A 22,670-nucleotide genomic window follows, 5' to 3' on the forward strand; every position below is an offset into this window, starting at 1 on the left:
CATTGTTACCATGGTAACAGTGGAACGCACGCAGACCGGATTGCGGGTCGAGCGGAATCTGCTCAAGGTGCTCAAGGGCCTGGCCGAATATCTGGACATGTCGCTGGGAGACCTGGTGGAGGGGATCGCGTTGCATGCCTTCGAGGGGCAGGCGCCCTTCACGCCCGAGACGCTGGGCAAGATCGAGCAGCTCAAGGCCGTCTACGGGCTGACGCTGACCGTCGCCGACGCGCACCGGCTGGTGGAGAAGTGAGCGGGGCCCAGTTCCGGCTCAGCGGGGAGGTAGCGGTGGCGATGCCGCCCGCCGAGGCGTTCCGGCTGTTCACGCCGCGTGGGGAAGAGGAGTGGGTGCCGGGCTGGCGGCCCGGGTTCCCCGTCGCCACCGACGACGACAGCGAGCCGGGCACCGTGTTCGAGACCGACGCCCATGGTGAGCGGACCACGTGGGTGGTGCTCGGCAGGGAGAAGGGAAGGCGCATCTCGTACGCACGGGTGACGCCGGGTTCGCGGGCCGGGACGGTGAGCGTGGCCGTCGGCGAGGGCGACGGCGGCGGCAGCGCCGTGCGGGTCACCTACGAGCTGACCGCGCTCTCGCCGGAAGGGGAGCGGGAGTTGCGGGAGTTCGCCGACGGATATCCGGCCTTCCTGGCGTCGTGGGAGCGGGACATCGCCGACCGGTTCGGGCCAGCGGGCACTCGATAGGCCATCACGTACGGCGGAGCACCACATACCCATCGCGGTCGAACACCTTCGTATATCCCTCGGTCACCAGCCGGTCCACCTGGGCGCGCTGATCGTCGGGGGAGCCGAACGGGTACTGCCAGCGGGCCGTGTCGGCCGCCACCCACTCGGCGCCGCGCGGCTGCCCGCTCCAGAGCAGGACGGTGGTGCGGGAGGTCAGTGCCGGGCCGAGCGAGTTGGCGGCCTCCACGGTGACGCCCGTGGGAACCGTGGCCACCGCCGCCGTGGCCGATTCGGTGCTGATCTCCTCCGCCTTGTAGAAGGCCGGATGGTAGAGCTGGTCCAGGGCGAACTTCGGCACCAGGGTGAGCGCGACCACGAGCGCGCCCGCCGACCAGGCCAGCTTGAGTGAGCGGTCGTCGGCGCGCTTGATCCGGCGCAGCAGCCTGGACAGCCCGTCGACCCCCGCCAGGAGCAGGATCACCACGGTGAAGGCGTTGTACTGGAAGTCCGCCCGCCACCACGGCTCGCGGTCCGACAGCATGCGTTCGAGCACGTGCGGCAGCGCGACCAGCGACAGCGGCGACAGCAGGCAGAGCAGCAGCGTCGGCCAGGCCAGCAGGAACAGCGTGTCGACCTTGGTCTCCTCGCTGAAGGGCAGCAGCAGCGCGGCCAGCGGGTCGCGCAGCAGCGTCAGGATCGCGCTCGGCGCGTCGGGCCCCAGGTGACCGTAGGCCCAGAAGTCCGCGCTCTCGCCGCCGAGCAGCGAAATGAGCGCGCCCCGGGTGAGCATGACCCCGCCGAGGCCGATCGCGGCGCAGCACATCCCGCGGAACCTGTCGCCGGTGAGGAAGAGGTAGAGGCCGAAGCCGATCACCGTGAGCCCCATGTCCTCCTTGACCAGGAGGAGCATGCCCATCGCCGCGAACGCGGGCAGCAGTCGTCCCGCGTGGTAGCGCTCGATCATGATCGCGGTGAGCAGCGGGACGAACATCACCTCGTGCGCGTCGAACGCGATCGCCTGCGCGACGGGCCACGACAGCGCGTAGGCCACGGCGACCAGGTAGGCCGGGGTGGTGCCCAGCATCCGCCTGGTGAACAGCCAGATGAACGGGATCGCGGCGGCGAACAGCAGCGCCTGCGCCACGATCAGCGAGGCCGGCCCGTCATGGATCCAGTAGAAGGGCGCCAGCAGTGCGTAGATGGGCGAGAAGTGGTCGGCGAGCTGGAGGTAGTCCAGCCCCCGGTCGTGGAAGGCGCCGACCATCGGGATGTACGGCGGCCGGAAGTGCGCGTAGTTGCGCACGGCCTGGTCCACGATCACCAGATCGAACGTGCTGGCGCGATAGGTGGCCAGCTTGACCAGGCCGAGCACGGCGTAGACGGCGGCCGAGATCACGGCGATCAGCCCGATGCGCAGGCGGTTCGGCGTGATCCGGGCCGTCCAACGGGCAGCGCCGGCTGCCAGAGCTTCCCCCGTCACGGGCAGCAAGCGTAGACCGATTCCCCCTGGATCGCGTTCGCGGAGAAGTTCCCCCTGGACCGCGTACGCGACAAGGCCGCCGCGCCGCGCCGCCCCCCGCGGGCGGCGCGGCGGCCACGGTTCATCAGCCGCAGGCGCTCTTGATCTTGGCCTCGATGGCCGGGATCTTCGACAGCCCCTCGGTGGCGGCGGCCGGGTTCTTGGTGTCGATCTTCATGCTCTCGAACACCGAGGCCATGTCGTTCAGAGCCCCGGCCAGGTCGCCGTCGTACTTCGAGGCGAGCGTCTTGAGCTTGCCAGCCGTCTCCTGGCTGGCCTTCTCGAATGCCTTGGCATCGGTGGCCGCGGTGGACAGGGAGGCGCTGTACTCCTGAGTGATCTTGCTTACGTCGGTGCCCACCTGGTTGCAGTCGACGGCGTTGCCGATGGCACCACAGGCGGTGGTGAGGCCGGCAAGAGAAAGCGTCGCGATCGCGATAGCGATGCGACGACGAGGGGGTGTCATTTTCCGTGCCCTTCGTTGCGTTTAGCGACGAATCGACATTATGGAGTGATCCTTGACAGGTGCTTGCACCCCACTAGCACCATCTGTATCAAGTCGTTGTAAAGCGGGCGATCAGCTCTTGACAGCCTCTGGGGCCGACCAGACGATGTCGCATATAGAGCAACTCGGTGCGTAATGCGCAACAAGGGGTGCCGGTTGACCACATCGAGCTTGATCTCCACGTTGCCCGGTCATGCCTACACCGACCCCGCGACGTTCGCCGAAGAGCAGGCCAAGATCTTCGAGAGCCTCTGGTTCTGCGCGGTCCGGTCCGGCGAGCTGGCCCGGCCGGGGACGTTCAGGACGGTCCAGGTCGGAAGAGAGAGCGTGCTCGTGGTCCGCGGCCGTGACGGCGAGCTGCGCGCCTTCCTCAACGTCTGCCGGCACCGCGGCGCCCGCCTCTGCCTGGAGGACGCGGGCGAGGTCAAGCGGACCATCAGGTGCGCCTACCACGCCTGGTCGTACGACCTGGACGGCCGCCTCGCCGCCGCGCCGAACCTGGCGAAGATGCCCGACATCGACCGGGTGGAGTACGGGCTGATCCCGGTGAGCCTGCGCGAGTGGCTCGGCTACGCCTGGGTCTGCCTGGCCGACGAGCCGCCCTCGTTCGAGCAGACGGTCACGAGCGCGGCCACCGAGCGCCTGGGCGATCCGGCCGCGATCGAGCACTACCACGTCGACAAGCTCGCCCTGGGGCGCCGCATCGTCTATGACGTCAAGGCCAACTGGAAGCTCATCGTCGAGAACTTCATGGAGTGCTACCACTGCGCCACGATCCACCCGGAGCTGACGGCCGTGCTGCCCGAGTTCGCCGGCGGCTTCGCCGCGCAGTACTACGTGGGCCACGGGGCGGAGTTCGCCGAGCGGGCCGAGGGGTTCACCGTGGACGGGAGCCCGGGGTTCGGCAAGCTGCCCGACGTGTCGGCCGAGCAGGACCGGCGCTACTACGCGATCACCGTCAAGCCGCAGGTGTTCGTCAACCTGGTGCCCGACCACGTGATCCTTCACCGCATGGTGCCGCTGGCCGCCGACCGGACGATCGTGGAGTGCGACTGGCTCTACCACCCCGACGTGGTCGCCTCCGGCGCGGACCTGTCGCTCTCGGTCGAGCTGTTCCACCGGGTCAACGAGCAGGACTTCGCCGCCTGCGAGCGGACCCAGCCCGGTATGTCGTCACGCGCCTACCGGGCGGGTGGGGTGCTGGTGCCGAGCGAGCACCACATCTCGATCTTCCATCAGTGGGTGAACCAGCGCTTACGCGGATAGCGGATCGCCAGACTCCCGTACTTCGCCTCGCCGCTCACCACCAGATAGAGGGCTCCCGGCTGAGGCCGGCCCGGCACCTCCGAGGTCACGGTGTTGCCCCACTCCGTGCGGAACCTGTCGATGTCGGCCGCGGCGCCGTCCGGCAGGACGATCTTGGCCGAACCGTACTTGAGGTCGAGGTGGATCTCGACGACCGGATGGGAGATGACCGCCTCCGACAGGTCGAGTTCGACGCTGCCGTACTTGGAGGCGACCCGGAGCCGGCGGGGGACCGCCCAATCTCCTGATCGCTTGATGTGGCCGTTCTTGGACTCCAGTTCCACCACCTCGTCGACCACGGGCCCGTCCACCGCGGGCCCGTCAGCCGGCAGGTCGGCGGTCAGGCCGGCCAGATCGCCGTAGGTTCGCGCGGTGAGGGCAAGTTCGAGCCGGTCCTCCAGCTCCAACTGGGTGAGACGGCCTTCCATGAACGCTTCTTGGAGCTTTCGCGCGCCACGCTCACGGTCGGCATCTGAGACGCGCATCTGTAAATCCGACATGTTCCGAGCATAGGTTCGCCCGGTTCAGAACGGGAGGCGTCGGCCGGAGGGCGTACGCAGATCGAGAGGGAGCGGCCGGGGGGCGGGCTTCGTCGGCCGCACGATCTGGAGTCTCTTCATAACACATGGATACCCAACGGATTGCCGTAAAGACCTCATCGCGGGGTAGCTTGAAGTGTGATGGTGGCAGACCCTTTCGTGCACCCGGCCCTCTTCTACCGAGGCGATCGGGAATATGTGGCTGCCACCACGGCTTTCGTCCGCGAAGGGCTCAGCTCGGGAGAGCCTGTCGCCGTCGCGGTTCCGCCCCGGAATCTCGCCCTGATCGAGGCCGGTCTGGGGCGTGACGCCGACGAGGTGCTCCTGCTCGACATGACCAGCGCCGGGCGCAACCCTGGACGCATCATCCCCGCCGTGCTCCGCGAGTTCGCCGACCGCCACCCCGTCGGTCATGTACGGATCATCGGCGAGCCCATCTGGCCCGGCCGCACGGTGACGGAATATCCCGCCTGCGCCCAGCACGAAGCCCTGATCAACTACGCCTTCACCGGCCGGCACGTCACGATCCTGTGCCCGTACGACCTCGACGGGCTCGACCCCGAGGTCATCCGCGAGGCCGAGCAGACCCATCCCGTGCTGCGCGACGGCTCCGGCGAGTGGCACAGTGGCGACTACGCGCCCCAGAAGGTCGTCGACGGGCACAACCAGCCGCTGGACGAGCCCGCCGACTTCCTCTCGCTCCGCTTCGACCACACCAACCTGGCCGCCGCGCGCGGGCTGGCCGCCGGGCTGGCCGCAGACCTCGGGTTCAGCCGGGCCAGGCTCGACGACATCCGCCTGACGGTCGCCGAACTGGGCGCCAACAGCCTCGATCACGGCGGCGGCGCCGGGCTGATCAGGGTCTGGGCCGAAGCCGACCGGCTGGTGTGCGAGGTCAGCGACTCGGGCCACATCATCGACCCGCTGGCCGGCCGGACGCCGGTCGATCCGCGCGCTCCCGGTTCGCGCGGCCTGCTGATCGTCAACCTGCTCAGCGACCTGGTCCGCGTGCACACGCGAGCGGGCGCCACCGTGATCAGGGTCTACTTCGACCTGCCGGGCCCTGTTCATGGCCTCACTTCGTGAGGCGGGCTCGGTCGCCCAATGCCGCCGTCTTCCCCCGTCGCTCTGGTCGCTACGCTCCCGGCGCTCCTCCTCCAGACGACGGCGCTCCCTCGCCGGCTCCTCCTCCAGACGACGGCGCTCCCTCGTGTTCATGGCCTCACTTCGTGAGGCGGTCTCGGTCGCCTCATGCCGCCGTCTGTGACCCGCGATGGTATGGCTGGCCCTACCTACCCTGAGGCGGCGGGCTCGACCCAGGGGTGGCTTCCCCCAGGTCAGCGGGCAGGTATCCGAAGTGCTACGACCTAGGTATTAAGGGGCGGTTCAGGGCCCGTTCGGGTCGATCTCCGATACTCCGGAAGCCCGTATTCCACGACCTTTGAAGCATGAAGGCATTGCTTGTCAGTGGATTCGCGGCCATCGGCACCGGGGCCGGCGCCATGCTCACCTTGCACGCGGAGTCGGGGCTGGACCCCATGCACAGCGTGATCAGTGAGTACGCTTTTCAGCCCTTGGGATGGTTGCTGCCGACCTCGCTGACGCTGTTCGCGGTCGGCTCGGCACTGATCGCCGAGGCGCTGCGCCGGACGGGCGCGAGCGTCTGGGTCGTGTTGCTGCTGCTGGCGTGGGGCGGGAGCATGTTCCTGATCGGTGCCTTCCCCACGGACCGCCCCGGGGTGCCGCTTTCGCTGTCGGGCGGCATCCACAGATATGCCGCCTTCGCCGCCTTCCTGGTGATGCCGGCCGCGGGGATGCTGCTGGCCAACGCGCGAGTCCGGTACGCCAGGGCCGTACGGGTCCTGAGCGCGGTGGCGCTGGGCGCGCTGCTGCTCGTCGTGGTTCCGTACGTCGTGCGGATGTTCGGCATCGAGCTGTCCAACGACGACATCCCCGCCGGGCTCACCCAGCGGGTCGTGGTCCTCACCGAGATCGGGGTGCTGGCCCTGGCCGGGATGTCGATGCTCAAGCCCTCGGTTCAGCGCTCCCAGGGCGGCGTGTCGCCCATCTTGGCGTAGTACTTGGCCAGGTTCTTCTTGACCCGCTCGATGTCGCCCTGCGGGATCTTGACCCCGCCCCTGGCACCGTCCACGACCCCGGCGGCGGCGATCACGGCCCGCGGGACGACTTTCAGCTCACCACCGACGACGTCGGCGATCGGCAGCTTGTAGGCGCCGAACTCGTCGGCGTCGTCGCTGTCGTACCAGAGGAAGGCGCCCCGGTACTTCCCGTTGGGCCCGTTCTCGGCGTCCGCCCATCTCCGCACCCGTTTCTCGGCCGCCGCCGCGTCCCACTCGCGGTCACGGTCGGCGAGAGGCAGATCGTGGAACTGTGTGACAGTCATAACCGCTGGCTACCCCGCTCCGGGGCGTGAAACGGCCTGGTCTGGAAAAGAGCTCGCCTATGGGAGCAACTGAGAACACCATTCTGATCGCGTACGACGGCTCGGACGACGCCAAGGCGGCCATCGCCTTCGTCGGCACGCTGATGCCCGGCGCGCGCGCCGTCGTACTGACCGTGTGGGAACGTCTGGCGATGGCCTCGGCGCGGGCGTCGGCCGGGATGATGATGACCATCGGCGATTCTCCCGCCGAGGACGAGGCCGTTGGGCAGGCCATGAGGGAGCTCGCGGCGCAGGGCGCGGAGCTGGCCGGACAGGCGGGGCTCGACGCCTCGCCGCGGTGCGATCTGGACGCGGTCGCCGTGTGGTCGTCCATCGTGGACGTGGCGGAGGATATCGGCGCCACGTTGATCGTCACCGGGACTCGGGGGCAGGGCGGAGTGAAGTCATTGCTGCTCGGCAGCACGTCCGACCGGGTGCTGCATCACGCGCGCCGGCCGGTACTGGTGGTGCCCGCGCCGGAGTAGTTCTGGCGGCGGCGGTGAGCGGGGAACGGCTGCCCCGGCCCGAGCCGTTGGTCCCGCGGCCGGCTGGTTGACGGGGGGTAGGGGGCGGCCTAGGTTGGCGGCACCGACCAGCCGGTATGGAGGCGCTTATGCCCACCGTCAACACCGTTCGCGGTCCTGTCGACGTCGATGAGCTCGGTCAGACCCTGATGCACGAGCACGTCTTCATCCTGTCCACGGAGTTTCTCGACAACTACGGCAAAGGTGCCTGGTGGGACGAGGAGTTCCGGGTCGCGGACGCGATCGGCAAGCTCCAGGCGGTGGCGGCGAAGGGCGTGCGGACGATCGTGGACCCGACGGTGTGGGGGCTTGGGCGGTACATCCCCCGCATCCAGCGCATCGCCGCCGAAGTGCCGGATCTGCACATCATTGCCGCGACCGGCATCTACAGCTTCGAAGAGCTGCCCCACCAGTACGACTACCGCGGCCCCGGCCTGCTCCTGGACATGCCCGATCCGATGATCGACGACTTCGTGCGCGACCTCACCGAGGGCATCGCCGACACCGGGGTCAAGGCGGCGTTCCTCAAGTGCGTGGTCGAGCAGAAGGGCCTGACGCCCGGGGTCGAGCGGATCTGCCGGGCCGTGGCGCGGGCTCACGCGCGTACCGGCGCGCCGATCACCGTCCACACGAACTCCTTCACGCAGAGCGGGCTGACCGCGCTCGACTTCTTCGCCAAGGAGGGCGTCGACCTGGCGAAGGTCGTCGTCGGGCACGCGGGCGACACCAACGATCTCGACTACCTGATGCGTCTCGCCGACACGGGCGCCACGCTGGGGATGGATAGATTCGGGTTGGATGTCTACAATGCGACGTCTGACCGGGTAGCCACCATCGCCGCCCTCTGCCAGCGGGGATACGCTGATCGGATGGTCCTCAGCCACGACACCGCCTGCTTTATGGACTACTTTGTGGAGTCTTGGGATGACGCACTTCGCACGATGGCGCCCAACTGGCGCTACGATCACATCCACGACGAGGTCTTGGCCGCACTGCTGGACTCGGGTGTGACCGGCGATCAGATCGAGCAGATGCTGGTGTCCAACCCGAGACGCTACTTCTCGTAAAGTGGTGGCTTCGGGCAAGCAATGCGGGTAGGTGGAACTGGGTGACTTCGGAGCAGGCCTTGTCGATCAGCCTCGGGCTCCAGGGACCGTGTGTCATCGCCAGGCTCACGGGAGACTTCGACTTCGGATCCGCGGCCGAGGTGCGTGATCGCGTCACCAAGGCGCTCGACCTGACCCAGCCACCCTTACTCGTCATCGACATGCAGGCGGTCAGCGTCTGCGATTCTTCCGGGCTTTCCGTGCTCGTTTATCTGCACAAGGCGGTGACCGCCTCCGGCGGCCGGCTGTTGCTTTCTGGACTGAACGGCAGGTGTAAGCACCTTTTCGCGATCACCGCCCTCGACAAGTTCTTCGACATCCGCACCACCGCCGAACTCGCCATCGCGGAACTCAATGAACCGGGGAGTTCGCCGCCGTTTACCGGGTAGTCGCTTTGGTATGTCGGCCGAAGAGCCCGACCTGCTCGGCATGTATCTGGAGCAGATCGGAAAGACACCATTGCTCTGCGCCGCGGACGAAGTGGACCTGGCACGACGGATCGAGGCGGGGCTCTACTCGGGCTACCTGATCAGTCGTGGCGAGGGAACACCGGAGCTCGAACACGTCCGCCGCGACGGGCAGCGTGCTAAGGACCTGCTCATCAGGTCCAATCTCCGGCTGGTGGTGGCCGCCGCCAGACGCTACGCCTTTCGTGGGCTCCCGCTCCTCGACGTCATCCAGGAGGGCAATCTCGGGTTGATCAGGGCCGTGGAGAAGTTCGACTACAAACGTGGCTACAAGTTCTCCACCTACGGGATGTGGTGGATCCGCCAGGCCATCGAACGCGGCATCCACGACAAGAGCCGCACCGTACGGCTGCCCACGCACGTCGCCGAAGAGCTGGCGCGACTGAGCAGGATCGCCCGGCAACTCGCCGTCGCCCTGGGGCGCGAGCCCCGAGAGGCGGAACTCGCCAAGGCCGCCGAACGCTCGCTCCGCCACGTCGCCGTGCTACGGCGGCTCGCCCAGGAGACGGTCAGCCTGGACGTGCCCGTCGGCGAGAACGGCGAGGGAAGCATCGGCGACATGATCTCCGACGAGGACGGTCTCCAGGTACAGGAGCTCACGGAGCGCCGCGCGCTCAACGCCGAACTGCACCAGGTGCTCACCTCACTCCCGCCGCGAGAGGCATTCGTCCTCAGTCTCAGGTACGGCCTGGCGGGCCAGGAAGCCCGTAGCTATACCGAAATCGCGGAACGGCTCGGCCTCACCAGAGAGCGCATCAGGCAACTGGAGAAACAGGCGTTGAAACGCCTGCGCCAGCTCAGCCCATTGCTCGCCTGGGCTTCGTGACCGGGTAATAGGGGTGTGGTCGGAAGGCCGATTGACTCGGGCATTTTCCTGACGGTTAATCGGGAGCCGGATGTCGCTTTCAAGGGCTTTCGACGGTTTTCGACGGGCGGAAGCGGCGGCATGTTGACGCTATGGGGGCAACAACATGGTCAAACGTTTCGTCTTCTTCTTAGCGGCCACGGTGGCGGCGGTGCTCGCGGCGCCGGCCGCGGCGGACGCCGCTTCTCCAGCTCGCGCTGTCATGGGAGCTTCCGCCTTCACGGGGGCTTCCGCCTTCACGGGGGCTTCCGCTTTCGTGGGGGTGGCCGCGGGTCCGACGGCCACCCTCTCCAGCAACGCCAAGCCACACCTGGTCAAGTACAAGATCTACTTTGGCCGATGCAAGGACACGTGCCTGGTCAAGGTGCGGATCACCAACATCTCCCGCAGAACCCTCTATGCCGTCAGCCTGAACGCCCGGCTCAAGGTCAACGGCAAGAAGGTCGGGTCCTGCTACGACTACGTCGGCACCATCCGTGCCAAGCGCACCCGCTGGGGGTCGTGCACCGTCAGAACTCGTACGCTCTCGAACATGTGGAACCGGTGGCTCGACGGCGGGATCCGCTTCGACCTTGACGTCACCACGGTCGTGCACTCCGAGTATTACCGCTGACCAGGACGCCAGGGGTCGCACCCGGTCCGGCCTCTGACCGTCAGGAGGTGACCATCAGAGCGAGGCCGATGAGGACCACGACCGGGACGAGCCAGACCACGGCCTCTGCGGCGAACTCCTTGTACATTACGTTGATCTCCCTTGTGACGCCCGTGCGGGGGCGGCGGTAAAACGTTCAGTGCGCAGCATAGCCGCCCACACCTACTACTCCAGTTGTAGATCGTGAGGTTCGTGGCTGCTGGTGCGACTCGCCGCTGGTAGCGGGCTTGCGTGGTTATCGGTCGTTCTGGGCCATGCGCTTGCGGAGGCCCGCCAGCGACTCGTCGGCCATCAGCGCGGGCAGGTGCGGCGCGTCGGCCTCGATCTGCCGGAGCACCTCCGGCTCGGCGCCGTGGAAGCGGCTCCAGGCGCGGACCACCTCGGGCATGGCCGAGACGGCCGCGTCCGTCAGGATCGCCTCGCGGGGCAGCCATGAAGTGAGGAATCGTGAGACCCGGGCCGGGCTCCACCAAAGGGGCCGATCACCCACGAACTCGACCAGCTTCCCGAACGCCTCCTGCGCTCCGGGCAGGTCCGGCAGATCCAGGAACCGGGACAAGGTGTCGTCGGGCGCTTGTCGTACCGGATCGGGGACGGCCTGCGCGCGGGCGAGCGCCAGCGGGCGGACGGCGGGCAGGCTCTCGGCGATCGGTGCCCCCATGACGAGGTCGGTCATCTCGAACGCGTCCAGCACCCGCCCCGCCACCACCGCCGGATCCGCCGGCCGCAGGTCCAGGTCGTCGAGGAACTTCGGCTCCTCGACCGTCGCATCGACCGCCAGTCCGCCGTTGACCTGGTCGATGCCTACGATCAGGATGTGCGGTTCCTTGTCGTCGGGATAGCGGAAGCGCAGGGCGGCCAGGGTCTGCTCGCCGTAGCGGTCGGCCTTGCCGTACCACGCCTGCTCGCACACCACCTGCCCCATCCGCCCGACCCACTCGGGCAGCCCCCGCGCGGCCTCCGTCCCGGCCTCCCGCAGAGTCTCCCGGAGCGTCTTGTCTCCTCCCGGCTCCCGCGCGATCGCCTGCCCGGCCGCCCGCTCCGCCTCGTCGTTCAGAGGTACGGGCTCCACGTCGTCCAGGGCGGCGGTCTCCACGGCTTCCAGAGCTGCGGTCTCCACGGTGGCCAGGGCAGCGAGGGTGAGGCGGGCCTCCTGGCTGCCGTCTTCGGTCAACCGCCGGATGAGCGGCTGGACCTCCTCTGGGCGCAGTGTGGCCGTGAGCCGGGCCGCCCAGAGCTCGGTGCGCAGTGGTGAGCGCCACCTGAGCAGGTCGCGGGCCTGGGTGATCGCGGTGGTAAACGCAGTTGTGCTCACCCTCCGACCGTATCGCCCCAGTGGGGTACGGCCGACTCGCCGAGGTTCCGCTGGCAGCGGACCATCCCGACGGTGGGCGGCCCCTGGCGACAGAAGCACACCGGCCGAGGGTGGGGCGGCATGTGCCGACGTCGCGCTATATGCGAAAGGTGAAGGTCATGGGGAGGGTGTGGGCACGGTGCGCGCCGACGCCGTGGTGTCCGACCACGACGCGGGCCAAGGGGCGGGCACGGCGTGCGGTGACGCCGTGCCCGCTGCCCAAGGCGCAGGTCGAGTGCGGGAGTTACTTGTCGTCGCCGGTGAGGCCGGCCTTGCGGAGGGCTTCGGCCATGGCGCCTGAGGGGGCCGGGCGGCGTGCGCCACCGCCGCGCTGTCCGCCCTCTCCACGACCCCGCTGGCCGCCGTCGCCGCGCTGACCGGCATCGCCTCGCCCGCGCTGACCGCCGTCACCGCGGCCGCCGGACCCGTCACCGCGTCCGCCGTCACCCCGCGTACCGCCGCGGGGCCCGCCGTCGCCACGGCCCGCCGTCGCTCCACGGCCACCGTCTCCGGCGCCGGCAGCCCCACGGCCTGCCGCGCCGCGCCCGCCGTTTCCGGCCGACGAGCCGCCGCGGGCACCGCCTGAGCCCCGGCCGCCGTCCCCGGCTGAGCCCCGGCCGCCGTCTGTGGCTGAGCCGCGGCCCGCGCCGCCCGTGCCGCGGGAGGCGCGGCCTTCGGAGGTGGTCTCGTCGTCCAGGCGCAAGGTCAGGGAGATGCGCTTGCGGGGGATGTCGACCTCGAGGACCTTGACGCGGACGATGTCGCCGGGCTTGGCGACCTCGCGCGGATCCTTCACGTAATTTCGGGACATGGCGGAGACGTGGACCAGGCCGTCCTGGTGTACGCCGACGTCCACGAACGCGCCGAAGGCCGCCACGTTCGTCACCACGCCCTCCAGGATCATGCCGGGCAGCAGGTCGGAGATCTTCTCCACGCCCTCCTTGAAGGTCGCGGTCTTGAACGCCGGTCGAGGGTCACGGCCGGGCTTCTCCAGCTCGCGCAGGATGTCGGTGACCGTGGGCAGGCCGAACGTGTCGTCCGTGAACTCCTGCGGCTTGATCGCCCGCAGCGTCGCCGTGTTGCCGATCAGCGTCTTGAGGTCGGTCTGGACCGAGCCGAGGATGCGCCGGACCACCGGGTAGGCCTCGGGGTGCACGCTGGAGGCGTCGAGCGGGTCGTCGCCGCCCGCGATGCGCAGGAAGCCCGCGCACTGCTCGAACGCCTTGGGGCCGAGCCGGGCCACGTCCTTCAGGGCCGCGCGGGTCTTGAAGGGGCCGTTGGAGTCGCGGTGGCGCACGATGCTCTCGGCCAGCGTGGAGCCGATGCCCGACACGCGGGTGAGCAGCGGCGGCGACGCGGTGTTGACGTCGACGCCCACGGCGTTGACGCAGTCTTCGACCACCGCGTCGAGCGAGCGGGACAGCTTGGTCTCGGCGAGGTCGTGCTGATATTGGCCGACGCCGATCGACTTGGGATCGATCTTGACCAGCTCGGCCAGCGGGTCCTGGAGGCGGCGCGCGATGGAGACCGCGCCGCGGATCGACACGTCGAGGTCGGGCAGCTCCGCGGAGGCATAGGCCGAGGCGGAGTAGACGGACGCGCCCGCCTCCGAGACCACGACCTTGGTCACCGACGGCATGTGCTGGACCAGCTCACCGGCCAGCTTGTCGGTCTCGCGCGAGGCGGTGCCGTTGCCGATGGCGATCAGCTCGACGCCGTGCTTCTGCGCCAGCGCGCCCAGGACGGCCAGCGACTGGTCCCACTGCCGCTTCGGCTCGTGCGGGTAGATGGTGGCGGTGTCGACGACCTTGCCGGTGGCGTCGACCACGGCCACCTTCACGCCGGTGCGCAGGCCCGGGTCGAGGCCCATGGTCGTGCGGGTGCCGGCCGGGGCGGCCAGCAGCAGGTCGCGCAGGTTGGTGGCGAACACCCGCACCGCCTCGTCCTCGGCCGCCTGCCACAGCCGCATCCGGATGTCGATGCCCAGGTGCACGAGGATGCGGGTGCGCCAGGCCCAGCGCACGGTCTCGTTGAGCCAGCGGTCGGCCGGGCGGCCCTGGTCGGAGACGCCGAAGCGGGAGGCGATGCGCATCTCGTATTCGGGGCTGTCGTCGGGCTCCAGCGTGACGGAGAGGATCTCCTCCTTCTCACCCCGGAACATGGCCAGGATCCGGTGCGAGGGCAGCTTGGTGAACGGCTCCCCGAACTCGAAGTAGTCGGAGAACTTCGCCCCCGCCTCCTCCTTGCCCTCACGGACCTTGGACAGCAGCCGGCCGCGGCCCCAGAGCTGTTCGCGCAGGCCGCCGATGAGGTCGGCGTCCTCGGCGAAGCGCTCGATGAGGATCGCCCGCGCGCCCTCCAGCGCGGCGGCCGCGTCGGCGACGCCCTCTGTCACGAACGTCTCGGCCAGCACGGCGGGTTCGAGCGAGGGATCGGCGAGCAACTGGTCGGCCAGCGGCTCCAGACCCAGCTCGCGGGCGATCTGCGCCTTGGTGCGCCGCTTGGGCTTGTAGGGGAGGTAGATGTCCTCGAGCCGGGCCTTGGTGTCGGCCGCCATGATCTGGGCGCGCAGCTCGTCGTCGAGCTTGCCCTGGGATTCGATCGACTCCAGGATCGCCGTCCTGCGCTCCTCCAGCTCGCGCAGGTAGCGCAGCCGCTCTTCGAGCGTGCGCAACTGGGCGTCGTCGAGGGCGCCGGTGACCTCCTTGCGGTAGCGGGCGATGAACGGCACCGTCGCGCCGCCGTCGAGCAGCTCGACGGCCGACAGCACCTGCCCGTCGCGTACGCCGAGCTCTTCCGCGATCCGCTGGTGAATAGAGAGCACTTGCCTGCCTTTCGATGGTCCCGCCGGTCAATTGTGCAGGACGGTGCCGTCTTTCATGACCAGAGTGCGCGCCGGGTGCACGATCGCCGTCTCGGCCGCGCTTCCCAGGCGCCGAGAGAGCCGCTGTCGGGGAGGTGGATGTCGAGATGGCAGTGCGCCTCATGACCCCACGGCCGCCCGCCGTGGGGGAGCACATCCGTCATGCCCAGCACCCTAAAGGGCGGCACCGACGTTTCCGCGGTTCCGCCGAAGGTCATTTCCCGCGCGGCGGTGTCATGGCGGGTCGCCGTCAGATCGTGTCGAGGTGGGAGACGTTCGCCTGGTCCGTGGCGTCCGTGCTCGGCACACCGGCCAGCCAGGCGTCGAGGATCTCGTTGAGCACCACCTCGGACGTCAGCCGCAGGCTCAGCGCCAGCACGTTGGCGTCGTTCCACTTGCGGGCCCCGTCGGCCGTGTAGGCGTCGACGCAGAGCGCCGCCCGTACGCCCGGCACCTTGTTCGCCGCGATCGAGGCGCCCGTGCCGGTCCAGCAGCACACGACGGCCTGGTCGGCGCGTCCCTCGCTCACGTCGCGCGCGGCGAGTTCGGACGCCCAGGCCCAGTCGTCGCGTTCGTCCGGGTTGAGAGCGCCGTGCGTGACCACCTCGTGCCCGCGCGTGCGCAGCAGCTTCACGACGTGCTCGGCCACGCCGTCCAGGCTGTCGGTCGCCACCGAAATCCGCATGCTCACGCTCACCTTTCCGCAGAGGCCACTACACCGAAGCTTGCCCTCACCCGAGCCTCGCCGCGCGGACCGGGTGGCGCAACCGGTTTGCCGGTTCACAGAGCTGACGGTCCTGACTGGCGCAATGAGTGGCTATGTGCTTGGTTGTGTCGCCATATGACCATCGATATCAGTGACATTCCCGCCCTCGCCCGAGGATGTGCCGTCCTGGGCACCGGAGGCGGAGGAGACGTCCGTACCGGATCGTTGGCGGCGATCTGGGCGATCCAGACGTACGGGCCGGTGCCGCTCATCGAGCTGGCGGACCTGCCCGCAGACGCGCTGGTCGTGCCGCTGTCCGGCATCGGCGCGCCGACCGTCAGCCACGAGATGATCCACGGCGAGGACGAGCCCAAGCGGATCGCGGAGGAGATCGAGCGGATCTTCGGCCGCCCGCCGGCCGCGGTCATGTCGTCGGAGATCGGCGGGGCGAACGGCGTCGCACCCGTCGCCTGGGCCGCCCAGCTCGGCCTGCCGCTGCTCGACGCCGACGGCATGGGGCGGGCGTTTCCCGAGGTGCAGATGGTGTCGATGTACGTGGCGGGGCTGCCTGCCGACCTCGTCATCATGTCCGACATCGTGGGGAACATCGTGACGATCCGCCCCATCGACGGCCTCTGGTCCGAGCGTCTGGCGCGCGCCGTCTGCGTGGCGGCGGGCTCGCACGCGCTGATGGCCGACTACGTGCTCACCGCCGCACAGGCGCGCGGCGCGATCATCGAGGGCACGGTCACCCGCGCGCTGGCCGTCGGCCGGGCCACCGAGGGCACGGCGGAGCCGCTGCGCGCCCTGACGGAACGGCTCGGCGCGGCCCGGCTGATCACCGGCAAGCTGACGGACGTCGAACGGCGGACCACCGGCGGGTTCGTCAGGGGCACGGCCACGATCGAGGGCACCGGTGAAGACCGGGGGCGCACGCTCATGCTTGAGCTCCAGAACGAGAACCTCGTCGCCCTCGAGAACGGCCGCCCCAGGGCCATGGTGCCCGACCTGATCACCTTGGTCGACACCGAGACGGCCGCCGCCGTACAGACCGAGGGCCTGCGCTACGGCCAGCGCGTCACGGTGCTCGCCTGGCCGTGCGACCCGCTCTGGCGGACGCCCAAGGGGCTGGAGACCGCCGGGCCGCGCGCGTTCGGCTACGACCTGGAGTACGTGCCGATCGAGGAGCTGGCGAAGGGGGAACCGCGTGGCTGAGGGCGCGTTGCGGGTCGGGATCGACGTCGGCGGCACGAACACGGACGCCGTCGTGCTGGACGCGTCCGACCGGGTGGTGGCGAAGGCCAAGCGCCCGACGACGCCGGACGTGACCGAGGGGTTACGGGCGGCCTTGGACGCGGTGCTGGCCGACGTGGCCGCCTGGGAGCGGATCACCCGGGTCATGCTGGGCACCACGCACGCGACCAACGCGATCCTGGAGCGCGCGAACCTCGGCCGGGTGGCCGTGCTCCGGCTCGGCGCGCCCGCGACCACCGCCGTGCCGCCGCTCTCCGACTGGCCGGACGACCTGCGCGAGGCCGTGTCCGCCGGTGAGGTCATCGTGCCGGGCGGTCACTACGTCGACGGCCGCGAGATCGGCCCGCTCGACCTCGGCGCGATCCGCCGCTTCCTGGACGGTGTGCGGGCCGACGCCGTGGCGGTGACCGGCGTGTTCAGCCCGGCCAGCGCCGACCACGAGCGGGCGGTCGAGGAACTGGTCCGGGACGAGTACGGGCTGCCCGTCTCGATGAGCCATGAGATCGGCTCCCTCGGGCTGCTGGAGCGGGAGAACGCGACCGTGCTCAACGCCGCCCTGTACGGCGTGGCGGCGCAGGTGACTGAAGCCCTGGTGAGGGCGCTGGCCGAACGGGGGCTGGGGGCGCGGCCGTACCTCGCCCAGAACGACGGCACGCTCATGACGGTGGCGCACGCCGCGCGGCTGCCGGTGTCCACGATCGGCTCCGGACCGGCGAACTCGCTGCGCGGGGCGGCGTTCCTGTCGGGGGTAGGCGACGCGATCGTGGCCGACGTGGGCGGCACCTCCACGGACCTGGGCGTGCTCGTCGGTGGCTTCCCGAGGGAGTCGGCGGCGGCGGTGGAGATCGGCGGGGTGCTGACGAACTTCCGGATGCCGGACATCCTGGCCATCGCGCTCGGCGGCGGCACTGTCGTGAGGCCGGGCGGGGCCGGCGTGCGGGTGGGGCCGGGCGGGGCCGGCGTGCGGGTGGGGCCGGACTCGGTGGGGTACCGGATCGCGGAGGAGGCGCTGGTCTTCGGCGGCTCCACGACGACGGTCACCGACGCCGCCGTGGCGGGCGGCCGCGTCCCGGCGAACGCCGCCGACTGGCGCGAACGGCTGGAAGCCGCCACCTACATGTCGGAAACATTCAGCGACACTCTGCAAAGCGCGCTGGCCGTCGCCGACGCCATGGTGATCGACGCCGTGGACCGGATGGCGCTCGGCCGGGCCGACCGTCCGCTGGTCGCGGTGGGTGGCGGCGCGTTCCTGCTGCCCGCCGTGATCCCCGGCGTGAGCGGCGTCATCCGGCCCGAGCACGCCGAGGTGGCCAACGCCGTCGGTGCGGCCATCGCCCTCGCGAGCGGCAGAGTCGATACGATCTTGCCTGCGGGCGAAAGCCGGGCAAAAGCGATCGAAAGAGTCAAAGAGGAGGCGGCGGCTCGTGCCGTGGCGGCGGGCGCGGACCCGGCCAGGGTGGAGATCGTCGACCTGCTCGAGGTGCCGCTGAGCTATCTCTCAGAACCCGCGGTGCGGGTACACGTCAAAGCCGCCGGACCTCTGTCCCGGTGACAGATCGAAAGGACTCCCCACCCATGCGCTGGCACAAGCGTCTGCTCGTAGCCGGGGTCGCCGGGGCCGTGGCCATGACTGCAACCGCTTGCGCGGGCGGCCAGGTGCGCGGTGCTGATCGGACCCCGAAGCCGAGTGCCGCGACGAGCGAGTCCGCCGCCGCCACCAAGGCCAACGACGCCACCTTCGTCTACGCGCCCAACCTCGACGTGGTCACCGACTGGGACCCGGCGACCTCGTACTCCAACGAGATCATCGCCATGTCGAACATCTACGAGGGGTTGACCAGGTACAACACCCAGTCGCAGAAGCCCGAGCCGCGGCTGGCCACCGAGTGGACGTCGGCCGACGGGGGCAAGCAGTGGACGTTCAAGCTGCGCCAGGGCGTGAAGTTCCACACCGGCGCCCCCATGGACGCCGGGGCGGCCAAGAAGGCCATCGAGCGCACGATCAAGATGAACGCGGGCGCCGCCTACATCTGGGGCTCGGTCAAGACGATCGAGGCTCCCGACCCGGCGACGCTGACGTTCACGCTCAAGTACGCGGCTCCGCTCGACCTGATCGCCTCCTCCGGCTACGCCGCCTACATCTATGACACGGCCGCCGCCGACAAGCTCAAGGACGGCAAGACCGACGCCGGCACCGGCCCGTACACCATCGACACCTGGCAGAAGGGCAAGGAGACCGAGCTCACGCTGAAGGCGTACGAGGACTACTGGGGCGGCTGGAAGCCCGAGCAGTACAAGAAGATCGCCTTCCGGGTCACCCCCGAGATCACCACCGCCTGGCAGCTGCTGCAGAAGGGTGAGGTGAACTTCGTCCAGCGCCTCAACCCGCAGCTCTTCGAGCACGCGGGCGCGACCCAGGGCGTGCAGACCTCGCAGACGCCGTCCTTCCAGAACCTCCTGCTGCTGTTCAACACCGCCACCGGCCCGATGAAGGACGTCAGGATCCGGCAGGCGCTCCAGCTCGCGCTCGACTATGACGGTCTCGTGGCGGCGCTGAAGGGCGCGGGCAAGAAGAGCACCGGCCTGGTGCCGCAGGGCCTCATCGGCTACACCGCCAACCTGGAGCCCAAGCAGGACCTGCCCAAGGCGCAGGCGCTGCTGGCCGAGGCGGGCTACGGCCGCGACCTGCCCGAGCTGAAGCTGAAGATGACCTACGCCCAGGGCGACGAGGACCAGAAGCTCCTGGTGACGCTGCTCAGCTCGGCGCTGAAGGAGCTCAACGTGAGCCTGGAGGCCAAGCCGATGGCCTGGAACGCGCAGTGGGAGCAGGGCAAGAAGCAGGGTCAGGACATCTTCGTCATGTACTGGTATCCCGACTACGCCGACGCCTACTCGTGGTTCCTCAACGTGTTCAGGAGCGCGGACAAGCCGCAGTTCAACCTCTCCTACCTGAAGAACGCCGAGATCGACAAGGAGATCGACGCGCTGCCGCAGCTCACGGCCACCGACAAGTTCGCCGCCGAGCAGTCGTACGCGACCATCCAGAAGCAGATCATCCAGGACCAGGCCGCGGTGGCGGTGCCGTACGTGCAGACCTACCAGCGCGCGCTGACGGCGGACGTGCAGGGGTACGTCGACAACCCGGCCTATCCCAACGTGGTCTTCTTCTACGACCTCAAGCCCGCAAGCTGACCCATGCCGCGCTATCTGGCCCGCCGCCTCGGCCAGGCCGTCCTGGTCGTGGCCGGGGTGGTCGTGCTGACGTTCGCTATCATGCGGCTGGTGCCCGGCGATCCGGCCGTCGCCTTCGCCGGGCCGAAGGCGACGCCCGAGGAGCTCGCCGCGGCCCGGCTGCGGTTCGGGCTGGACGACGCGATCCCGGTGCAGCTCTGGAACTACGTCAGGGACCTGGTCACGGGCGACTGGGGCACCAGCCTGCGGACCCGGCAGCCGGTCCGCGACGACCTGCTGCTGGCGTTCCCCGCCTCTCTGGAGCTGGTCGGTACGGCGCTGCTCATCGCGATCGCGGTGGGCATTCCGGTCGGCGTGCTCGCAGCCCGCTATAAGACGAAATTTCCGGACTTTGGGGTGCGGGTCGCGAGCATGCTGGCCGTCTCGGTCCCGGTGTTCTGGCTGGCCCTGGCCCTGCAGACGGTGTTCGCCAGCAACCTCGGCTGGTTCCCGGTCGCCGGCGAGTACGACTCCGCGCTCGACACCACCAGTCCGCTGACGCTCTGGACCAACATCACCGTCGTCGACGCGCTCATCACCGGCAACTGGCCGATCTTCACCAGCACGCTCGAACACCTGGTGCTGCCCGCCCTGGTCGTGGCGGCCTACCCGGCGGGCGTGATCGCGCAGATGACCAGGGCGGCGCTCATCGAGGAGTCCGGCCAGGACCACGCCCGGCTGGAGCGGGCGCTCGGCTTCGGGGAGACGTCGATCCTGACCAGGTTCGCGCTGCGGCCCGCGTTGAACCCGGTGCTGTCCCTGATCGCCCTGGTCTTCGCGTACGCGATCGTGAACGGGTTCCTGGTCGAGGCGGTGTTCAACTGGCCGGGGCTGGGCCGGTACGCCGTCGAGTCGATCCACAGCCTCGACACCCCGGCCATCGCGGGTGTCACGCTGCTGGTCGCGATGGTCTATGTGCTGGCCAACCTGCTCGTGGACCTCCTCCAAGGCGTGGTGGACCCGAGAGCGAGGGCCCGATGAGCGCGCAACCCGAGGTCGCCCCTGAGCCGGTGCGGTTGCGTCGTACGCTGCCGAAGATCACCGACCGGTTCGCCGCCGCAGGGGCGGTGCTCATCGCGCTGGTCCTGCTGGCCACGATCCTGGCGCCGTGGCTCGCGCCGTACCCCGTGGACCGGCTCGCTCCCGTCGACGCGCTGCTCCCGCCGAGCGGCGCGCACTGGTTCGGGACCGACAAGGTCGGGCGCGACGTGCTCACCCAGGTCCTGTACGGCGGCCGAACCTCCTTGACCATCGCCGTGGCCGTGCTGGCGGTCTCGGCGGTCGTGGGCGTCACGCTGGGCGTGGTGGCGGGCTACGCGGGCGGCTGGGTGCGGGACGTCATCATGCGGGTCACCGACGTCTTCCTGGCCTTTCCCGCGCTGCTGCTGTCGCTGGCGCTGGCCGTGGTGCTGCAGCCCAGCGTGACGACCGCGATCGTGGCCATCGCGGCCACCTGGTGGCCCTGGTACGCCCGGCTGGCCGCCTCCGTGGCGGCCTCCATCTCGACGCGTGGCTACGTGGACGCGGCCCGCTGCCTGGGTGTGCCCGCGCCCATGATCGTTCTGAGGCACGTCCTGCCGAACTCGCTGACCCCCGTCCTGGTCCAGATCTCCCTCGACGCGGGCGGGGTGATCCTCACCGCCGCCGCGCTGTCGTACCTGGGGCTCGGCGCGCAGGAGCCGACGGCGGAGTGGGGGCTGATGGTGGAGCAGGGCCAGACGCTGTTCACCACGAACTGGTGGGTCGTGACCTTCCCTGGGCTGGCGATCCTGGTGACGGCGTTCGCCTTCAATGTGCTGGGGGAAGGGTTGCGCAACGCCCTGGACCCCCGGAGCGGAGGAGCTCGGCAGGAGAGAGCGACGAAGGAGCCAACGAGTGCCGAAGCGGCCGCGACCATGAGCACGGGGGGCGTCAAATGATCGAGGTCAGGGGTCTTCAGGTGCGGTATGGCGAGCGGGTGGTCGCCCACGTGCCGGAGCTGGAGGTGCGCGCAGGGGAGTGCGTGGCGATCGTGGGGGAGAGCGGGTCGGGCAAGTCGACCACGCTGCTCGCGCTGCTGGGCCTCACCGAGGGCGCCCACGTGTCAGGAAATATCCGGGTCTGTGGGGTCGAGGTGCTCCAGGCGCCGGAACGACGGCTCCGCGAGATCAGGGGCGCCAGGGTGGCGCTCGTGATGCAGTCACCCCAGGCCGCGCTCAGCCCCACGACCCGCCTGGGCACCCTGATGCGCCGCGCGCTGAGGCTGCACGGCCTGGGCGCCGACGGCCGGGTCATGGCGGAGGCCGTCGAGGCGGTCATGCTCGACCCCGGCATCCTGCGCCGCTATCCGCACGAGATCTCCGGCGGTCAGGCGCAGCGGTTCGCGATCGCGCTGGCCATCGCGCTCGGCGCCGAGGTGATCCTGGCCGACGAGCCCACCAGCGCGCTCGACGTCACCGTGCAGGCCGAGGTCGTCGGCGTGCTGCGGCGGCTGCGCGCGGAGCGCGGCCTGGCCCTGCTGCTCGTCTCCCACGACCTGGCTCTGGTCTCCACGATCGCCGACCGGGTGCTGGTCATGAAGGACGGCGCGGTCGTGGAGAGCGGCCTCGCCGCCGAGGTACTCGCCGAGCCGTCGCATCCGTACACCCGTGAGCTGCTGGAGGCGCTGCCGTGA

Annotated in this window: 23 protein-coding genes; 16 read left to right on the forward strand and 7 right to left on the reverse strand. The window is 69.6% G+C overall.

Translation table 11 applies throughout. From position 1 onward, the window contains the following. Positions 1–19: 19 nt before the first annotated feature. On the forward strand, positions 20–253 hold the full coding sequence (locus tag AB0H88_RS14165) for a hypothetical protein (protein WP_357644208.1): 234 nt from the start codon (positions 20–22) through the stop codon (positions 251–253). Further along, a complete protein-coding gene (locus AB0H88_RS14170; protein WP_357644210.1) occupies positions 250–702 on the forward strand; it encodes an SRPBCC family protein in 453 nt (150 codons plus the stop codon). The genes AB0H88_RS14165 and AB0H88_RS14170 overlap by 4 nt, the downstream gene beginning before the upstream one ends. A gap of 4 nt (positions 703–706) precedes the next feature. Here the strand turns inward: AB0H88_RS14170 and AB0H88_RS14175 are convergent, their stop codons facing one another. Both AB0H88_RS14175 and AB0H88_RS14180 read right to left on the reverse strand, forming a co-directional pair. After that, entirely contained in the window at positions 707–2,164 is a 1,458-nt protein-coding gene (locus AB0H88_RS14175) for a DUF2079 domain-containing protein (protein ID WP_357644212.1), read from the reverse strand. 124 nt (positions 2,165–2,288) lie between these two features. Further along, positions 2,289–2,669: a hypothetical protein gene (locus AB0H88_RS14180; protein ID WP_357644214.1), complete on the reverse strand. Its 381-nt coding sequence runs from the start codon at positions 2,667–2,669 to the stop codon at positions 2,289–2,291. 195 nt (positions 2,670–2,864) lie between these two features. On the opposite strand from AB0H88_RS14180, the gene AB0H88_RS14185 reads away from it, so the two are divergent. Then, positions 2,865–3,974 (forward strand): aromatic ring-hydroxylating dioxygenase subunit alpha, encoded by a 1,110-nt coding sequence (locus tag AB0H88_RS14185; protein WP_357644216.1) that lies wholly within the window; start codon positions 2,865–2,867, stop codon positions 3,972–3,974. On the opposite strand, the gene AB0H88_RS14190 is transcribed toward AB0H88_RS14185, so the two are convergent. Then, positions 3,944–4,513, reverse strand: coding sequence for a DUF1707 domain-containing protein (locus AB0H88_RS14190; protein WP_357644218.1), 570 nt, complete (start codon positions 4,511–4,513; stop codon positions 3,944–3,946). The two genes, AB0H88_RS14185 and AB0H88_RS14190, sit on opposite strands and share 31 nt — an antisense overlap. Positions 4,514–4,693: 180 nt before the next feature. Between AB0H88_RS14190 and AB0H88_RS14195 the strand changes: the two genes are divergently transcribed. Then, positions 4,694–5,638 (forward strand): anti-sigma factor RsbA family regulatory protein, encoded by a 945-nt coding sequence (locus AB0H88_RS14195; protein WP_357644219.1) that lies wholly within the window; start codon positions 4,694–4,696, stop codon positions 5,636–5,638. Positions 5,639–6,000: 362 nt separating this feature from the next. Then, a complete protein-coding gene (locus tag AB0H88_RS14200; protein ID WP_357644221.1) occupies positions 6,001–6,630 on the forward strand; it encodes a DUF998 domain-containing protein in 630 nt (209 codons plus the stop codon). Here AB0H88_RS14200 and AB0H88_RS14205 read toward each other — a convergent pair. After that, complete coding sequence (locus AB0H88_RS14205) at positions 6,591–6,956, reverse strand: hypothetical protein (protein WP_357644223.1); 366 nt, start codon at positions 6,954–6,956, stop codon at positions 6,591–6,593. The genes AB0H88_RS14200 and AB0H88_RS14205 overlap by 40 nt on opposite strands. Before the next feature lie 59 nt (positions 6,957–7,015). On the opposite strand from AB0H88_RS14205, the gene AB0H88_RS14210 reads away from it, so the two are divergent. From AB0H88_RS14210 to AB0H88_RS14230, 5 genes are all read left to right on the forward strand, one after another. Continuing rightward, positions 7,016–7,480, forward strand: coding sequence for a universal stress protein (locus tag AB0H88_RS14210; protein ID WP_357644225.1), 465 nt, complete (start codon positions 7,016–7,018; stop codon positions 7,478–7,480). 128 nt (positions 7,481–7,608) lie between these two features. After that, positions 7,609–8,586 carry a phosphotriesterase-related protein gene (locus AB0H88_RS14215; RefSeq protein ID WP_357644227.1) on the forward strand — a complete coding sequence of 326 codons (978 nt, stop codon included), beginning with the start codon at positions 7,609–7,611 and terminating at the stop codon, positions 8,584–8,586. A gap of 41 nt (positions 8,587–8,627) precedes the next feature. Further along, positions 8,628–9,014, forward strand: coding sequence for an STAS domain-containing protein (locus tag AB0H88_RS14220; RefSeq protein ID WP_219530398.1), 387 nt, complete (start codon positions 8,628–8,630; stop codon positions 9,012–9,014). Positions 9,015–9,024: 10 nt separating this feature from the next. Then, the gene (locus AB0H88_RS14225; protein ID WP_357644229.1) at positions 9,025–9,918 is read left to right on the forward strand and encodes a sigma-70 family RNA polymerase sigma factor; all 894 of its coding nucleotides are present in this window, start codon (positions 9,025–9,027) and stop codon (positions 9,916–9,918) included. A 145-nt stretch (positions 9,919–10,063) separates the two neighbouring features. Continuing rightward, positions 10,064–10,570 carry a hypothetical protein gene (locus AB0H88_RS14230; protein WP_357644231.1) on the forward strand — a complete coding sequence of 169 codons (507 nt, stop codon included), beginning with the start codon at positions 10,064–10,066 and terminating at the stop codon, positions 10,568–10,570. A gap of 274 nt (positions 10,571–10,844) precedes the next feature. Here AB0H88_RS14230 and AB0H88_RS14235 read toward each other — a convergent pair whose 3' ends face one another. From AB0H88_RS14235 to AB0H88_RS14245, 3 genes are all read right to left on the reverse strand, one after another. Further along, a complete protein-coding gene (locus AB0H88_RS14235) occupies positions 10,845–11,924 on the reverse strand; it encodes a hypothetical protein (RefSeq protein WP_357644233.1) in 1,080 nt (359 codons plus the stop codon). 283 nt (positions 11,925–12,207) lie between these two features. Further along, positions 12,208–14,787, reverse strand: coding sequence for a Tex family protein (locus tag AB0H88_RS14240; RefSeq protein WP_357644235.1), 2,580 nt, complete (start codon positions 14,785–14,787; stop codon positions 12,208–12,210). Positions 14,788–15,076: 289 nt separating this feature from the next. Continuing rightward, positions 15,077–15,511: an RpiB/LacA/LacB family sugar-phosphate isomerase gene (locus tag AB0H88_RS14245; RefSeq protein WP_357644237.1), complete on the reverse strand. Its 435-nt coding sequence runs from the start codon at positions 15,509–15,511 to the stop codon at positions 15,077–15,079. A gap of 156 nt (positions 15,512–15,667) precedes the next feature. Between AB0H88_RS14245 and AB0H88_RS14250 the strand changes: the two genes are divergently transcribed. Genes AB0H88_RS14250 through AB0H88_RS14275 form a run of 6 tightly spaced genes read left to right on the forward strand, consistent with a single transcriptional unit; the run spans position 15,668 to position 22,670 of the window. Then, positions 15,668–16,747 carry a DUF917 domain-containing protein gene (locus AB0H88_RS14250; protein WP_357644239.1) on the forward strand — a complete coding sequence of 360 codons (1,080 nt, stop codon included), beginning with the start codon at positions 15,668–15,670 and terminating at the stop codon, positions 16,745–16,747. After that, the gene (locus AB0H88_RS14255; protein ID WP_357644241.1) at positions 16,740–18,338 is read left to right on the forward strand and encodes a hydantoinase/oxoprolinase family protein; all 1,599 of its coding nucleotides are present in this window, start codon (positions 16,740–16,742) and stop codon (positions 18,336–18,338) included. Before AB0H88_RS14250 ends, AB0H88_RS14255 begins: the two co-directional genes overlap by 8 nt. Before the next feature lie 23 nt (positions 18,339–18,361). Beyond that, on the forward strand, positions 18,362–19,978 hold the full coding sequence (locus AB0H88_RS14260; RefSeq protein ID WP_357644243.1) for an ABC transporter substrate-binding protein: 1,617 nt from the start codon (positions 18,362–18,364) through the stop codon (positions 19,976–19,978). 3 nt (positions 19,979–19,981) lie between these two features. Further along, the gene (locus AB0H88_RS14265; protein WP_357644245.1) at positions 19,982–20,998 is read left to right on the forward strand and encodes an ABC transporter permease; all 1,017 of its coding nucleotides are present in this window, start codon (positions 19,982–19,984) and stop codon (positions 20,996–20,998) included. Next, positions 20,995–21,936 (forward strand): ABC transporter permease, encoded by a 942-nt coding sequence (locus AB0H88_RS14270; protein ID WP_357644247.1) that lies wholly within the window; start codon positions 20,995–20,997, stop codon positions 21,934–21,936. Before AB0H88_RS14265 ends, AB0H88_RS14270 begins: the two co-directional genes overlap by 4 nt. Next, positions 21,933–22,670: an ABC transporter ATP-binding protein gene (locus tag AB0H88_RS14275; protein WP_357644249.1), complete on the forward strand. Its 738-nt coding sequence runs from the start codon at positions 21,933–21,935 to the stop codon at positions 22,668–22,670. Before AB0H88_RS14270 ends, AB0H88_RS14275 begins: the two co-directional genes overlap by 4 nt.

Origin of the sequence: Nonomuraea sp. NPDC050680, assembly GCF_040654555.1 — a bacterium.
Taxonomy (GTDB): Bacteria; Actinomycetota; Actinomycetes; order Streptosporangiales; family Streptosporangiaceae; genus Nonomuraea.